12 protein-coding genes and 1 pseudogene are annotated in these 16,131 nt (G+C 44.6%); all 13 read left to right on the forward strand.

What is annotated here, in order from left to right:
* Positions 1–248 precede the first annotated feature (248 nt).
* Positions 249–827, forward strand: coding sequence for an aminoacyl-tRNA hydrolase (gene pth, locus DW904_RS19210; RefSeq protein WP_118583700.1), 579 nt, complete (start codon positions 249–251; stop codon positions 825–827).
* A gap of 152 nt (positions 828–979) precedes the next feature.
* Complete coding sequence (mfd, locus tag DW904_RS19215; RefSeq protein ID WP_118583702.1) at positions 980–4,318, forward strand: transcription-repair coupling factor; 3,339 nt, start codon at positions 980–982, stop codon at positions 4,316–4,318.
* Positions 4,319–4,554: 236 nt separating this feature from the next.
* A complete protein-coding gene (locus DW904_RS19220) occupies positions 4,555–5,889 on the forward strand; it encodes an FKBP-type peptidylprolyl isomerase (RefSeq protein ID WP_202187780.1) in 1,335 nt (444 codons plus the stop codon).
* A 241-nt stretch (positions 5,890–6,130) separates the two neighbouring features.
* A complete protein-coding gene (locus tag DW904_RS19225; RefSeq protein ID WP_118583704.1) occupies positions 6,131–7,132 on the forward strand; it encodes an asparaginase in 1,002 nt (333 codons plus the stop codon).
* A 179-nt stretch (positions 7,133–7,311) separates the two neighbouring features.
* The gene (locus tag DW904_RS19230) at positions 7,312–8,469 is read left to right on the forward strand and encodes a DUF4317 domain-containing protein (RefSeq protein WP_118583706.1); all 1,158 of its coding nucleotides are present in this window, start codon (positions 7,312–7,314) and stop codon (positions 8,467–8,469) included.
* A 328-nt stretch (positions 8,470–8,797) separates the two neighbouring features.
* The gene (locus DW904_RS19235; protein ID WP_118583708.1) at positions 8,798–9,481 is read left to right on the forward strand and encodes a hypothetical protein; all 684 of its coding nucleotides are present in this window, start codon (positions 8,798–8,800) and stop codon (positions 9,479–9,481) included.
* Between the two features lie 223 nt (positions 9,482–9,704).
* A complete protein-coding gene (locus DW904_RS19240; RefSeq protein ID WP_118583710.1) occupies positions 9,705–11,288 on the forward strand; it encodes an AAA family ATPase in 1,584 nt (527 codons plus the stop codon).
* Positions 11,285–12,196, forward strand: coding sequence for a LysR family transcriptional regulator (locus DW904_RS19245; protein ID WP_118583712.1), 912 nt, complete (start codon positions 11,285–11,287; stop codon positions 12,194–12,196). The genes DW904_RS19240 and DW904_RS19245 overlap by 4 nt, the downstream gene beginning before the upstream one ends.
* Positions 12,197–12,645: 449 nt before the next feature.
* Positions 12,646–13,485: an ATP-binding cassette domain-containing protein gene (locus DW904_RS19250; RefSeq protein WP_347562212.1), complete on the forward strand. Its 840-nt coding sequence runs from the start codon at positions 12,646–12,648 to the stop codon at positions 13,483–13,485.
* A gap of 11 nt (positions 13,486–13,496) precedes the next feature.
* Positions 13,497–13,664: an NIL domain-containing protein gene (locus DW904_RS26000; RefSeq protein WP_347562213.1), complete on the forward strand. Its 168-nt coding sequence runs from the start codon at positions 13,497–13,499 to the stop codon at positions 13,662–13,664.
* Positions 13,665–13,762: 98 nt separating this feature from the next.
* Positions 13,763–14,325, forward strand: a pseudogene (locus DW904_RS19255) (ABC transporter permease subunit).
* A gap of 63 nt (positions 14,326–14,388) precedes the next feature.
* Entirely contained in the window at positions 14,389–15,312 is a 924-nt protein-coding gene (locus tag DW904_RS19260) for a MetQ/NlpA family ABC transporter substrate-binding protein (protein ID WP_118583714.1), read from the forward strand.
* 235 nt (positions 15,313–15,547) lie between these two features.
* Positions 15,548–15,949 (forward strand): hypothetical protein, encoded by a 402-nt coding sequence (locus DW904_RS19270; RefSeq protein WP_118583718.1) that lies wholly within the window; start codon positions 15,548–15,550, stop codon positions 15,947–15,949.
* Positions 15,950–16,131 lie beyond the last annotated feature (182 nt).

The raw sequence follows: 16,131 nt of genomic DNA on the forward strand, positions 1-16,131 counted from the left end.
TTTACGCAGTAAATCAGCGGATTTCGAATATTTGGAGGATTGCGGGAGCAGCGTAGCTGCGTAGCAATCCGGGTATCAAATGAGTGTCAAAAGACCTTTTGACACTCATATCATTCGATAATAAATGAAAGTCATCTGTTTTATGCTATTGGCTAAGCAGGTTGCGGCAGTGATTACGGGGCTGTGGCTGACCAGAGCTTTGGAATTGCTGTGGAGGACTTTCGTAGTAGAATAAGGAAAATAAGATTATGTATTTAGTTGTTGGACTGGGAAACCCCGGGAAGCAGTATGAGGCGACCCGCCACAATATGGGTTTTGATACGATCGATGTGCTTGTGGAACGTCATAAGATTCCGCAGGGCGGCGTAAAATTTAATGCTATGTACGGTTCCGGATTCATCGGAGGAGAGAAGGTAATCTTTATGAAACCTTTGTCCTTTATGAATTTAAGCGGTGGTCCGGTACAGGAGATGGCTGCTTATTTCAAAATCGATCCGGAGAGTGAGCTGATCATTATTCAGGACGATATTGATCTGGAGCCGGGACAGCTTCGTATCCGGAAGCAGGGCAGTGCAGGCGGCCATAATGGTCTGAAGGACATTATTGGCAGACTTGGCACACAGAAATTCATGCGTGTAAAAATTGGTGTAGGAGCCAAACCAAAAGGATGGGATCTGGCAGACCATGTGCTTGGCCGTTTTTCATCCGGGGACCGCAAGCTCGTGGATGAAGCAATTGAGTTTGCAGCAGACGCTGTAGAAAAAATCATAACAGATGGTCCGGATGCGGCGATGAATGAATACAACCGAAAGAGGGTTACTGAGTAACAAAGGAAGTCCAGCAACAAGCTGGGCTTCTTTTGCCCCTGGAGCGTCCCCAAAAAGCTTTGTGAAAATTATGACGTGCAGATAGCTTGCAGGAATGGTTTCATGTTTTGGGTGGGCTCTGAGGTGCGGCTTTTGAGAAAAGGAGGAAAGCCATGCTTTCATTTACCCAGCCCCTGAAGGGGATGGCAGAATTTGAAGAAATAGAGAAAAGCCTTGAGAAAAATCAGGGCATTGTGCAGATCACAGGCTGCCTGGAATCCCAGAAGGCACATCTGATCCATGGGCTTTCCGGCAAAACACCTATGCGCCTTGTGATCGCAGGAGATGAGCGCCAGGCTAAGGAAATCTTCGAGGACTTGCGCTTTTATGACAAAAATACCATGTTTTACCCGGCGAAGGATCTTCTCTTTTTCCAGGCAGATATTCAGGGAAATCTGTTGATCCGCCAGAGAATGTGTGTGGTAAAGGCACTTCTGGAGCAGAAGGAACTGACTGTGGTTACCAGCATTGACGGCTGTATGGACTATCTGATGCCCCTGGAAGAAATCGGGAAAAAGGTGCTTCATTTCTATTCTGACAGCGTGATCAACATGGATGTACTGAAAAATACCCTTGTGCAGCTTGGATATGAACGCGTAGGACAGGTGGAAATGCCGGGACAGTTTTCTGTGCGCGGTGGTATAGTAGATATTTATTCCCTTACAGAAGAGAATCCATGGAGAATTGAGCTATGGGGAGATGAAGTGGATTCTATCCGAAGCTTTGACGCAGAGAGCCAGCGCTCTCTTGAAAATCTGGATGAGATTGCCATTTATCCGGCTGTGGAGTGGAATGATGGCAAAAAGATGGTATCTTTTGTGGATTATTTTCCCAAAGAAAAAATGCTTCTGTTTCTGGATGAACCCAACCGTATTCTGGAAAACGGACTGGGCGTGGAGGAAGAGTATGCCGCCAGCCGCACACATCGCGAAGAAAAAGGGGAAAAGAACCTTCCGGTTCAGTGGCTTTGTGAATTTTCCAAGGTTCAGAAAGAACTGAATAAACTTCGTGCAGTGTCGTTGTCGGCATTGGAGCCAAGAGGCGTGGAGTGGAATTTTGCCTCGGAGAAATACAATCTGACGGTGCAGAGTGTAACTTCTTATAACAGCAGCTTTGAGCTTCTGGTGGAGGATCTGAAAAAGTATAAGAAAAAAGGCTACCAGATTGCCTTGCTTTCCGGTTCCAGGACAAGGGCGGAGCGTCTGGCGAAGGATTTGCAGGAGCATGAGCTGAATGCTTTTTACGGTTCAGATTATGACCGTGTGATCAATCCAGGGGAAATTATGGTCCTCTATGGACACGCCCGGAAAGGCTTTGAGTATCCACTGATCAAATTTGCGGTGATCACAGAGTCCGATATTTTCGGTCAGGAGCAGAAAAAAAAGAAAAAGAAAAAAGTCTACAACGGCAAGCGGATCCAGGATTTTGCAGAGCTGTCTATCGGGGATTATGTGGTCCATGAAAAGCATGGACTGGGAATTTACCGTGGAATTGAAAAAGTTGAAGTAGATAAGGTCTTAAAAGACTATATCAAGATTGAATACCGTGACGGAAGCAATCTGTATATTCTGGCGACGCAGCTGGATGCGCTGCAGAAATATTCCGGCGCAGATACAGCCAGGGCACCGAAGCTGAACAAGCTGGGAACCCAGGAGTGGAATCGCACGAAGTCCAAGGTAAAGGGCGCTGTCAAAAATATCGCCAAAGAGCTGGTGGAGCTTTACGCTGTGCGTCAGGAAAAAGAGGGGTATGTGTGTGGCCCGGATACAGTGTGGCAAAAGGAATTTGAGGAAATGTTCCCATATGAGGAGACAGAGGATCAGCTGAACGCCATTGAGGATACCAAGCGGGATATGGAGAGCACCAAGATCATGGATCGTCTGGTGTGCGGAGATGTTGGATATGGTAAGACGGAGGTTGCTCTTCGCGCAGCGTTTAAAGAGGTGCAGGAGAGCCGGCAGGTTGTTTACCTTGCCCCAACTACCATTCTGGCGCAGCAGGTGTACAACACCTTTGTCCAGAGAATGAAGGAGTTTCCGGTGCGCGTGGATCTGCTTTGCCGATTTCGTACACCTGCCCAGCAGAAAAAGACTTTGCAGGATCTGAAAAAAGGACAGGTAGACGTTGTGATCGGTACTCACAGAGTTCTTTCTAAGGATGTGGAGTATAAGAATCTGGGGCTTCTGATCGTTGACGAGGAACAGCGTTTCGGTGTTACCCATAAGGAGAAAATCAAGCAGCTGAAAAAGGATATTGATGTTCTGACTCTGACTGCGACTCCCATTCCACGAACCCTTCATATGAGTATGATCGGAATCCGTGACATGAGTGTGCTGGAGGAGCCGCCTATGGATCGTATGCCGATCCAGACTTATGTAATGGAGTATGATGAGGAGACTGTCAGAGAAGCTATCGGAAGAGAGCTGCGAAGAGGCGGCCAGGTTTATTATGTTTATAACCGGGTTACAGATATTGATGAGGTTGCCCTGCGGATTTCCAAACTGGTGCCGGACGCAAGGGTGGATTTTGCCCATGGACAGATGAGCGAGAGAGAACTGGAACGGGTTATGTACGATTTTATCAATGGGGACATTGATGTGCTGGTTTCCACTACTATTATCGAGACAGGACTGGATATTTCCAATGTAAATACCATGATCATCCATGATTCTGACAAGTACGGACTTTCCCAGCTTTATCAGCTGCGAGGCAGGATCGGACGTTCCAACAGGACGGCGTATGCGTTTCTGATGTACCGAAGGAACACCATGCTTCGGGAGGTGGCGGAAAAACGACTTTCTGCTATCCGTGAGTTTACAGATCTGGGAAGTGGATTCAAGATCGCCATGCGTGACCTGGAGCTTCGGGGGGCTGGAAATCTGCTGGGAGCACAGCAGCATGGGCATATGAACGCAGTGGGCTATGATCTTTACTGTAAAATGCTTAGCGAGGCGGTCAAAGAGGCAAAGGGTATTCATACTATGGAAGACTTCGAGACTACCATTGATCTGAATATGGATGCTTTTATTCCGGATACCTACATCAGCAATGAATTCCAGAAGCTGGATATTTATAAGCGCATTGCAGGGATTGAGTCCCAGCAGGAGTATGATGATATGCTGGAAGAACTGATCGACCGGTTTGGGGAGCCGCCGAAAGCAGTGCTGAATCTGCTGGCTATTGCAAGACTGAAAGCACTGGCACATCAGGGCTACATTACGGAAATCAAGCAGATGCAGCGTGAGATCAGGATCACCCTTTACGAAAATGCACATCTGAACCCGGAAGGAATTCCGCCGTTGGTTGCCAAGTACCGCAGACAGCTGCAGTTTAAACCGGATAAAGAGCCGAAGTTCCTGTTTGCACCAGTGGGGGATATTGTGCAGGCGCTGACGGTGTTTGCAAAGGAACTGATGGAATTGGTGGAAGAGGAAGGAAAGAGCGAAAAGTAGTAGACGGCTGGGCTGTTGAATGCTTTCGGATATTTTGATTTAAAGTAGTCTCTGGGTGGGGAAGATCCGATGGAAATTCGCGAAAATTGTGTGAATTCTATCAGATTTTCCCCTTTCTACTTGCCCTCATGGGAAAAAAGTTTTATACTCTTATTAGCGTGTCCGCATTGGGAAATCATGCTGGCTGTGCGTGGTGACTAAGCGGCACATCAGTGAAAGGGTAATTGGTGATCAATATGAAGAAAATCGTGAAGAACACAACCGTAGTGGCATTAAGTGGCGTAATGGCAATTGGAATGCTTTCCGGATGTGGAAGTAAGTCTATAGATGGAGAGAAGACTGTTGCAACTGTAGATGGCACAGACATTCCTATGGGTGTTGTAAGTCTGTATGCACGTGAGTCACAGGCACAGACGGTTGCTATGTATAAGAGCTTTATGGGAAGTGCAGGAAATATCTGGAGCCAGGTAGTAGATGAGGATGCTGGTACTACATACGGTGAGCAGGCTGTAGGACAGTTCCTGGAGCAGGTTGAGCTGATGTACATCATGAAGGAGAAGGCAGCTGATTACGGTGTTGAGGTTACTTCTGATGATGAGACTGCTATTGCAGATGCAGCAGCACAGTTTATGCAGGACAATGACGAGGACACTCTGAAGGAGCTTGCTGTTTCCGAAGACCAGGTTAAGACTCTTCTGGAGCTTGAGACTTATCGTCAGAGAATTTACGATCCGATCCGCAATGAGGCTGAGGTTAACATAACGGATGAGGAGGCACAGCAGTCTTCTTTCAGCTATGTAAGTATTTCCATCAGTGGAGATGACCTTACCGATGATGATATTGCTACCCGCAAGGAGCAGGCACAGGAGATCCTGGATAAGATGAAAGAGGATCCGACAGCAGACATGGGCGAGACAGCCAAGGCTGTTGATGATACTTACAGCGGACTGACCGGAACTATTTTCACAAATGACAGTGATGATGAGGATATTTCCAATTCTTATGATGACGCTGTTGTAGAAGCGCTGAGAACTCTGAAGGACGGCGAAGTTTACGGCGAGCTGGTTGAGACTGATAGCAGCGTATACGTGCTTCGGATGGACAAAGTAAATGACGAGGATGCAACCGCTTCCAAGAAAGAGTCCCTTGAGAACACCAAGCGCAGCGAATACTATTCCGAGACAACTCAGAAATGGCTGGATGATGCTGATATTAATGTAAATGATAAGGTGCTTTCTACTTTGACAATTACAGATGAGCACAGTTTCACAATTAAAGAGACTACAGCGGATACAAGTGAAGATGCAGCAGCAGATACAACAGATGCTACTGAGGATACTGCTTCTGAGGATGTCGAGGCAGCAGATGAGAGCGATGATGCTGATACTGCTGAGACAGATGCTGCAAAGAGCGACAGCGCAGAGGAAGCTGATACTACAGACAGCGCTGACAGTACAGACGAGACTGCAGAAGCGAACAGTGCAGACAGCAAGGCCGAGGACAGCAGCGAGAGCGCTGATTCTGAGGAGAACGCAGAGGATACTGCAGAAGAGACAACTGAGGAGAACTAAAAGTGAGATAAAGACCGAAACTTGTTATATCGTATGTATTGCAAAATGTTTTCTGAAAGAATTGAGATTATATAAAGTGGAGAAAATGATAAAAGAGCCTGCCTGGGGTGATTCGGGCGGGCCCTTTGTCTATACAAAGTAAAATACTTATGAAAAAAAGCTTTTCGCTACAAAGTAAGGTTTGAGAAAATGCAGGTACAGCAGATTGAACATGTGGATAACAATTACACAGGGGGACAACATGAAAAAGATACTTCTTATTGCAACCGGGGGGACCATTGCTTCCAAATATACAGCAGAGGGGCTGGCACCGCAGATTTCTGCAGATGAGCTGTTGGAATATATTCCTGAAGCCCGGGAATTCTGCACCATTGATACCGTTCAGCCTTTTGCCCTGGACAGTACCAATGTGTGCGCAGACCATTGGCTGAAGCTGGCCAGACTGATCGAATCCAAATATGAATTTTATGATGGCTTTGTGCTTTGCCATGGAACGGACACTATGGCATATACGGCTGCTGCTTTGTCTTATCTGATCCAGAATAACCGCAGACCTATCGTGATTACCGGTGCACAGAAACCTATTGACCTGGCAATTACAGATGCACGTTCCAATCTTCTGGACAGTCTCCGCTTTGCCTCTCACGACCGCGCTCATGGAATTTCCATTGTGTTTGGGGGAAAAGTGATCGCAGGAACCAGAGCAAAGAAGGAATTTTCCAAAAGCTACAATGCCTTTTCCAGCATTAATTATCCGGATATTGCATCCATTCACGATCAGAAGATCATTTTTTATATTGATGACAAAGACCAGTCCACCAAGCCACTGGTGTTTTATCATGAGATGAATCAGAAGATTTTTCTGCTCAAACTGATTCCAGGGATTGACGGGAAAGTATTGGATGCTCTTTTTCCATCTTATTCCGGACTGATCATTGAATCCTTCGGTGTAGGCGGTCTGCCTCATTACGAAAATGATAATTTTATAGATGCGATCGCGCATTGGATTGAAGCTGGCAAGCCTGTGTGTATGGCGACCCAGGTTACCCATGAGGGAAGTGACATGGAAGTTTACCAGGTTGGAAAAGTCATCAAGGAACGGTTCCCGGTGCTGGAGTCTTATGATATGACGCTGGAGGCGTCTGTGACGAAAATGATGTGGGCGCTGGGACAGACACGGGATATGGAGAAGTTTAAGGAGTTATTTTATACGACCATTAATCATGATTTATTGTTTCTGTAAGTAAGTCTTGAAATTTTCTGGAGTGTTAAGCTAAAATAAAAAAGCTGAAATCATAGAGCTGATAATACTTTCAGAGAATCTTTATGAATGGAGAGCAAGGCAACAGACTCAAATTCATATCAGAGATGGGATATCGGTTTTGAAAACATATTTTCTGGAATACTGGAGGACATATATAAATGAACAAAAAAGAAATTTCTGAAATCAAGAAACAGCTGACACCAGCCAACTGCAACATTACCAGAATTTGTGGATGCTATGTGGATGCTGAAAAGAATAAAAAAACAGAACTGAAAGAAGCATTCCTTTCCCTTTCGGAGGAAGAAATGTTCAAATATTTTGAAATATTCAAGAAAACCCTTTCTGGTACTCTTGGAAAGAACCTGATGAATATGGAATTCCCACTGGCAGAGGAAAAAGAGGGCGGCAAACACGAATTTCTCATGAAGCTCCGTGCCAGCAAACTGAAGGATGACGCTTTAATTGAGAGCTTTTATGACAAAATTATTGAAAATTACGATTATCCGGAAAATTACTACATAATCCTGGTACACGCTGTGTACGATATCCCGGGAAGAACTTCAGATGGAATCGATATGGATGATGCTTCTGAAGAGATTTATGAGCACCTTCTTTGCAGTATCTGTCCAGTGAAGCTGTCTAAGGCAGGTCTTTGCTACAATGCGGAGGCAAATCTGATCCAGGACCGTATCCGTGACTGGATCGTGGAAATGCCAGAGAACGGCTTCCTTTTCCCGTTATTTAATGACAGAAGCACAGACATCCACGGCATGCTCTACTATTCTAAGAATGCAGAGCAGCTTCATGACATTTTCGTGGACGAAGTGTTTGGATGTACAGCACCGCTTTCCGCAGGCGGACAGCGTGATTCTTTCAACATGCTGGTGGAGGAAACCCTTGGTGACGACTGCCAGTATGACACCGTTATTGGAATCCATGAGAAATTGAACGAGATCATTGAAGCACAGAAAGATTCCCCAGACCCGGTTGTGCTCACTCAGTCTGAGGTGAAACGTCTCTTTGAGGACTGCGGTGTAGAAGACGAGAAACTGGAAACTTTTGATAACCAGTATGAGGCTGTAGCCGGTGAAAAAGCCACCATGGTAGCCTCTAATATTACCAATACCCGTAAATTCGAGATCAAAACTCCGGATGTAGTGATCCATGTTGAACCAGATAAAGTGGAACTGGTGGAGACCAGGATCATTGACGGCCGCAAGTGTCTGGTGATTCCTATGGAAGACGTAGAGATCAACGGAATCCGTGTGCGGATGGGCGGGGAGAGCAGTGAGGAATCCGAGGAAGAGTTTGAGTAATATTCTTGGTTGTGATAAAATTTTTTTGCCGAATATGAAATATAAAAGGCTTGTTGTAAAAGAAATAGTTGTAAAACAAATAGTTTTAAAACAGGAAGGATGCAATTCTTGGCGAGTTGCATCCTTCCTGTTTTTGCCTGGATGAGGGTTTCATAATGGGGGCATGCAAATTGTGGGAATGATTTTGGGGCGTAATCTGGAATTAAGAATATCAGAAGTAAAACCTAAATAATTCTACGATTGTAGAAAAAGTGATTGACATTTAATTTCTACAGATGTAGTATATAACCAACTTCTACAAAAGTAGAAAATGAAAGGGGATTTTACTATGAAAATGAAACTGGTTAAAATGATAGCACTTATGGCGGCGGTGACATTAAGTGGTTGTTCAGCTGGAACTTTAGAAAATACCGGAAATTCTGCCTCTGATTCTGCTGCAAATATAGTATCTTCAAATAAAAAGGCTTCTTCATCCACGAAGGGATCAAATACTGTAAGTTCCATTGGTACGGCAGGTAATACTGCAAGTGGTGCAGCAGGTAATACCGCAAATAGCACAGCAGGTAATACTACAGCCAGTACAGCAGGTAATGCCACAGCTGGTACGACAAGTAATACCACAACTGCCACAACAGATGCTACATCCGATATTCTTTCCACCACAACAATCACCCTGTATGATAGTGATGGAAATACAGTTTCTGTAGAAAGAACAATTTACAAAAATTATGACTGCGAATATGTAGATGCTGACGGTATGGAATACAGCACCGATGACGATGTTTATTTTACAGATGAAAATGGAAAGACCTACCAGTCCTTAAATGACAGTACCCATTATTTTGGTGCCGAGTTAGAGCAGCATGTATTACAAGATGCCAATGGAAACGGTGTGACAGTTACAGAAACAACTAATGGAGATTATTACTATATGGATGATAATGGTACTGGTTATATTGACAACGGCGACGGAACCTGGACGGATGAGAATGGGAATAGTTATACAGAATAAGAGGAGGGATGCGGCTGAAAGTTTTTTTCAAAAAGGTGTCAGGCTGTGTACCATTCTCGGGCTATAGAAATGTGGTGTTTGGCTTTTTTAGTCATACACCCTTTTTTTCGTATTAAAGACTGGCAAAAATCCTCAGTGGAATAAATCGCAGTGCTGTGTTAATATAGAAGAAAATTGTTATTGTTTATTGGTAACGCAAAATCGCAGAAAGGACGGCTGTCTTATGGGAATCTACCTGAATCCGGGGAATAATAAATTCAAAAGAGCGGTGAATTCGGATATTTACGTGGATAAAACAGGATTAATAAAATATACAAATAGTATTGTCGATACGCTGCAGTCCTGTGTATGTGTCAGCAGACCAAGGCGTTTTGGAAAGTCTATGGCAGCAGATATGCTTACGGCTTATTACAGTAAGGGCTGTGATTCCAGAGAACTCTTTTCCGGTTTGGAAATTGCCAAGGATGAAAGCTTTGAGGAACATTTGAATAAATACGATACCATTTTTCTGAACATGCAGGAATTTTTGAGCAGAAGTTCAAATGTGAAGGAATTGTTGGAGAGAGTAGAAGGCAAAGTAATCCGCGAATTGAAGAAACAGTACCCTGATGTGGAATTATATGACGAAAATGATCTGGCGGAAACTATGCAGGATATTTTTGCAGAAAGTGAGTGCCCTTTTATAGTTATTATTGACGAGTGGGATTGTATTTTCCGGGAGTTCAAACATGATAAGGCTGCGCAGGAGATTTACCTTGATTTTCTGCGTGATCTGCTTAAGGATAAAGAATACATTTATCTTGCCTATATGACGGGAATTTTGCCAATAAAGAAATACGGAACCCACAGTGCACTGAATATGTTCGATGAATTTTCAATGATTGATCCGGGCCCCTTGGCTGAATATGTAGGTTTTACAGAAAAAGAAGTAGAAGCACTTTGCCAGAAGTATCAGATGGATATTAATGAGATCAAAAACTGGTATGATGGTTATTCTTTTGAAGAAGTAGAATCTGTATACAGCCCGAAGTCGGTTGTGAGTTGCATGCGCCTTGGAAAACTGGGAAATTATTGGAATCAGACAGAGACTTTTGAGGCATTGCAGATTTATATTGATATGAATTTTGAAGGACTCCGGGATGATATATTAAGCATGATTGCCGGAGAAACAGTACCAGTGAACACCAGAAGCTTTACAAATGATATGACAACTTTCAGAACAGAGGATGATGTACTTACACTGTTGATTCACTTGGGCTATCTGGGGTATCGTTATGCAGATAAAACAGTTTTTATTCCAAATGAGGAGATTCGTTCCGAATATGTAAGCACTATTGCTGTGTCTGATTGGGGTGAAGTTTCTAAAGCATTAAAAAATTCAGCAGATACATTGCAAGCCATATGGCAGGGAAGAGAAGAGCAGGTCGCAGAGGGCATTAGGCAGGCGCACTTTGAAACATCTCATCTCCAATATAATGACGAAAATGCGCTTAGCTATACCATTTCGCTTGCACTTTATGCAGCACGTAATTTTTACACAGTACACCGGGAACTCTCAGGGGGAAAAGGCTTTGCAGATATTGTTTATGTTCCAAGAAAGCGCTTCTTAGATAAACCAGCATTGGTAGTTGAATTAAAATGGGATAAAAACGCAGAAGGTGCAATCCAGCAAATTAAGGAGAAAGAATACTGTCGCAGTCTGGAAGAATACAAGGGAAACTTGCTGTTAGTCGGAATTAATTATGATAAGAAAACACAGGTGCATACCTGTAAAATAGAACAATACAGAAAAGAGGAATCCATATGACTCTGGCACAACTTCGTTACGCGATTACGGTGGCGAATTCCAATTCTATGAATGAAGCTGCCCGGAATCTTTTTATATCACAGCCCAGTTTGTCCTCAGCAATCCGTGAACTGGAGGAGGAAATCGGAGTGGAGCTTTTTCGCAGGACCAACCGTGGAATTTCCGTAACCCCTGAAGGCGAGGAATTCTTAGGCTACGCCCGCCAGGTGGTAGAGCAGTACGAGCTGATCGAATCCAAATACGTTTCCAAGGAACATACCAAGAAGAAATTCAGTGTTTCCATGCAGCACTACACCTTCGCAGTAAATGCTTTCGTGGAAATGGTGAAGCAGTTCGGAATGGACGAATACGAATTCGCCGTCCACGAAACCCGCACCTACGACATCATCACCGACGTAAAAGACTTCAAAAGCGAGATCGGCATCCTTTACCTGAACGACTTTAACCACAAAGTCCTTGAGAAACTTTTTCACGAGTTCAATTTGGAATTCCACCCAATTCTGGAATGCAGCATCTATGTCTACATGTGGAAAGGCCATCCCCTTGCCGACCGCGACCTGATCACCCTGGAAGACCTTCGCGAGTACCCCTGCCTCTCCTTCGAGCAAGGCACCTACAACTCCTTCTACTTCGCCGAAGAAGTCCTGAGCACCTACGAATACAAACGCCTTATCAAAGCCAACGACCGCGCCACCCTCCTGAACCTGATGGTAGGCCTCAACGGCTACACCCTCTGCTCCGGAATCATCTGCGAAGAACTAAACGGCTCCGACTACTGCGCCGTAAAGCTTGACTCCGACGAGGTCATGACCATCGGCTACCTTGCAAGAAAAGGCACCACGATCAGTAAGTTAGGACAGAAGTACCTGGAAGAAATTGCCAAATACAAAGACAAAGCATTACGATAATCCACATACTTACATAAACTTCCATTTGGAACTAAAGCTGAACCTACCCCCCCACTACACCCCCCACTTTCAGTTTGGGCGGAAACAGCGCAGCGCCTTCCCGCCCAAACGTCCGCTGCGCTCAACTGCCCAACACCCAGTACACAGCCAGCGGGGGAGGGATAAATCTAAGCGAGCCATTTAAGGAGCGCCCTTAGTGGCGGTGAGATCCATGACTTACGGAGACTTATGCGAGAGGGTTCTCCCGAGCGCATTAGTCGCAGTTAGTCATTAGCTCACCAGAACGTTGCGACGGCGAGCGTGATTTATCCCTCCCCCGCTGGCGTCCACTTTAGCTATAGCTTTACCCTATAACTAGCCCTAACTTTTATGAATTAACACTTTTACTCCAATTGTGTTATAGTAACCATATCGACGATGAAACACCACTTAAAGGAAAGAGGAAAGACATGTCTTCAATATTAATCCAAGATGTGAGCAAAACCTTCGAAACCAAAGACGGTTCCGTACAAGCCCTGAACCACGTAAGTCTCTCCATTGAAACCGGAGATATCTACGGAATCATCGGAATGTCCGGTGCAGGAAAAAGTACCCTGGTACGATGTATGAACTTTCTTGAAGTACCATCCGAAGGAAAAGTTTTGATAGACGGAAAATCCCTCAGCGAATTTTCCCCCAAAGAACTCCGCAAAGAGCGAGAGAAAATAGGAATGATTTTCCAGCATTTCAACCTGCTCATGCAGAAAAACGTACTGGAAAACGTCTGCTTCCCACTGTACATTCAGGGGAAGAAAAAAGCCGAAGCAAGAGCAAAAGCCCTGGAGCTTCTGGAAATCGTAGGACTGGCAGACAGAGCGAAAGCCTATCCCGCACAGCTCTCCGGTGGACAGAAACAAAGAGTGGCAATCGCCAGAGCCCTGGCCTCCGATCCGCAGATCTTACTTTGCGACGAAGCCACAAGCGCCCTGGATCCCCAGACCACATCCTCCATACTTGAACTTTTGCAGGACATCAACCAGAAATTTGGAATCACCATCGTGATCATTACCCACCAGATGTCAGTTGTCCGTGAGATTTGTACTCATGTGGCAATTATGAAAGACGGTGAAGTAAAAGAACAAGGCCTTGTAGAAGAAATCTTCAGCCACCCGAAATCACAGGTTGCCAAAGAACTGATCAGCAAGGACTCTGGAAACGACGTAGAAAGCAAAAAGCTACCCAGTCCGAAATCCAGGACGGCGAAATCGTTCGAATCGTATTCTCTGAGAACTCCGCATTCGAACCAGTAATCGCAAACCTTATATTAACCTTCCACGAACCTGTAAACATTCTGAAGGCAAACACCAAAAACGTAGGCGGTGTAGCCAAAGGAGAAATGATCCTCCAGTTCATGAGTGACAGCACCAATGTACCGGAGATGAAGAAATTCCTTACAGAACGTGGACTTGAGATAGGGGAGGCGAACTGATTATGTGGACGAAACAAGTAACCGATATGATAATCGCAGGTGTAGGGGAAACATTATACATGACCCTGTTTTCCACCTTCTTCGGATATGTATTTGGAATGCCCCTTGGAATCCTGCTGAAAGTATCCGACAAAGAAGGCTTGCGGCCAAATGCAGTACTATATAAGATCCTGGATGTGATCGCAAATATTTTCCGAAGCATCCCATTCCTGATCCTGTTGATCCTGCTCATTCCATTCACCAGATTTCTGGTAGGAAAAAGCTATGGAACCACAGCCACCATCGTACCCCTTACCATTGCGGCAATCCCTTTTATCGGACGAATGGTAGAGTCTTCCTTAAATGAGGTAGACCCGGGAGTTATCGAGGCTGCAAGATCCATGGGAGCAAGCAACCTCAGATCGTATTTAGGGTAATGCTGGTAGAAGCAAGAACATCCCTGATCTCAGGAGCTACCATTGTAACAGGAACTATCCTTGGTTACTCCGCAATGGCAGGAACTGTAGGAGGAGGCGGACTTGGAGACATTGCAGTCCGTTACGGATACAACCGCTGGCAGACAGACATTATGCTGGTGACAGTTATCCTTCTGGTAGTACTGGTACAGATTTTCCAGACTATTGGTATGTTGATCGCCAACAAGCTGGATAAAAGAAAATAAGTCAAAAAATGATTGTAATGTAGAAACTAAATATATTTTTAAAAAAAGAGGAGGAACTTTATTATGAAAAAATTAATTGCAGCAGCACTCACAGGAGCATTAGTACTTGGAACCGTTGGAACATCCGTTGTTTTCGCAGCAGATGATGACAAAACCATTACAGTAGCAGCATCCGAGACACCACATTCCGAGATCCTTGAAGCAGCAAAACCGATCCTTGAGGAAGAGGGATACGACCTTGAGGTAACGGTATTTGATGATTATGTACAGCCAAACGAAGTTGTAGAGAGCGGCGATTTCGATGCAAACTACTTCCAGCACATTCCATATCTGAACAGCTTCAACGAGGAAAAAGGAACTCACCTTGTAAATGCAGGCGGAATCCACTACGAGCCCTTTGGAATTTATCCTGGAACAAAATCCAGCCTTGATGATATCGCAGATGGCGACACAATCGCAGTACCGAACGATACCACAAACGAGGCAAGAGCACTTCTTCTTCTCCAGGACAACGGAATTATCAAACTGAAAGACGGTGCTGGCCTTGAGGCAACTGTAAACGATATTGAGGAGAACCCATACAACGTAGAAATCGTTGAGCTTGCAGCTGAGCAGGTAGCACGTGTTGCAGAAGAGACTTCTTACATTGTCCTTAACGGAAACTATGCACTTCAGGCTGGTTATTCTGTATCCAAAGATGCACTTGCATATGAGACCTCTGATTCCGAAGCTGCCAAAACATATGTAAACGTAATCGCAGTAAAAGAAGGAAACGAGAACAGCGACAAGATCAAAGCTCTTGTAGATGTATTAAAATCTGACGAGATCAAAGACTTCATCAACGAGAAATATGACGGAGCCGTTATCCCATCCGAGGATAGCGATGACGCAGAGGCTGAGGACACAGAAGCAGCAGATGCTGACGAGAGCGCAGATGCAGAAGCTGACACAGCAGACGAGGCAGCTGAGGAGACAGACGCTGAATAATCTGTAAAAATTAAACAGGATTTTATTAAGAGAGTGATTATAAATCGGATTGAAATGCATTGGAAAAGATACATTTCAGTCCGATTTTTGCCTGTAAAAAAAGAAGTGTCCAATATATAGAACAGCACATAATTATGGAAAAGGGTGACCTGCAGCCCTCTGCAAAAACAGTTGAAAAACCTTATAAAATCTGCTATTATAAAAACGAATTTTTTAGGTATCGAGGTGAGGCCAAGTGAAAAAAAACGAATGTGCGAACCGGTTTGTCTGCCTGTTTTTCAGTGTGGCAGTTGCGGTTTTGTGTGTGCTTTTTGCAGGCATGGAAGCGAAGAGCATTATGCATGTTTACGATCTGAAACCGGCCTCAGCTTCTTTGATTTCACCAGAGCTTTCCAGAAGCACCCAGACAAGTGCAGAAGAATTGACAGGACTTCGGCAGGTGTCTGTAAGGCTGGAGGCGGACCAGCGCCTTCGCCACAGGTCAGGCGTGGAAACCCAGGTGCTCATCATGCTGGCAGTTCTGCTGGCGAATACCGTATTTTATAAAGCAAAGAAACATCTGCTGACCAGAAATGATGCTGACGGCAGACGGTTTATCATCTGTTACATCCATCATCAGGACGGACAGAAGCACTGAAGATCATATACCATTGTTTCATATTGCTGATTGCTGCAATTGTTTTCATTATGAGTAAAGCATTGCAGTGGAGAGCAATTATTTTCCATGTAAACAAACGTATATGATTGGAGGTATTGCACTATATGTTACTTAATATTTTTATAGGAGTAATGATTGTTGCAGCCATTGCTGTCGGTATC

The organism is Ruminococcus sp. AM42-11, from assembly GCF_003480145.1.
GTDB lineage: Bacteria > Bacillota > Clostridia > Lachnospirales > Lachnospiraceae > Blautia_A > Blautia_A faecis.

What these genes read in the sequence shown, in the direction of transcription:
- pth (WP_118583700.1), top strand. Translation starts at nt 249, where the DNA reads ATGTATTTAGTTGTTGGACTGGGAAACCCCGGGAAGCAGTATGAGGCG.
- mfd (WP_118583702.1), top strand. Translation starts at nt 980, where the DNA reads ATGCTTTCATTTACCCAGCCCCTGAAGGGGATGGCAGAATTTGAAGAA.
- DW904_RS19220 (WP_202187780.1), top strand. Translation starts at nt 4,555, where the DNA reads ATGAAGAAAATCGTGAAGAACACAACCGTAGTGGCATTAAGTGGCGTA.
- DW904_RS19225 (WP_118583704.1), top strand. Translation starts at nt 6,131, where the DNA reads ATGAAAAAGATACTTCTTATTGCAACCGGGGGGACCATTGCTTCCAAA.
- DW904_RS19230 (WP_118583706.1), top strand. Translation starts at nt 7,312, where the DNA reads ATGAACAAAAAAGAAATTTCTGAAATCAAGAAACAGCTGACACCAGCC.
- DW904_RS19235 (WP_118583708.1), top strand. Translation starts at nt 8,798, where the DNA reads ATGAAAATGAAACTGGTTAAAATGATAGCACTTATGGCGGCGGTGACA.
- DW904_RS19240 (WP_118583710.1), top strand. Translation starts at nt 9,705, where the DNA reads ATGGGAATCTACCTGAATCCGGGGAATAATAAATTCAAAAGAGCGGTG.
- DW904_RS19245 (WP_118583712.1), top strand. Translation starts at nt 11,285, where the DNA reads ATGACTCTGGCACAACTTCGTTACGCGATTACGGTGGCGAATTCCAAT.
- DW904_RS19250 (WP_347562212.1), top strand. Translation starts at nt 12,646, where the DNA reads ATGTCTTCAATATTAATCCAAGATGTGAGCAAAACCTTCGAAACCAAA.
- DW904_RS19260 (WP_118583714.1), top strand. Translation starts at nt 14,389, where the DNA reads ATGAAAAAATTAATTGCAGCAGCACTCACAGGAGCATTAGTACTTGGA.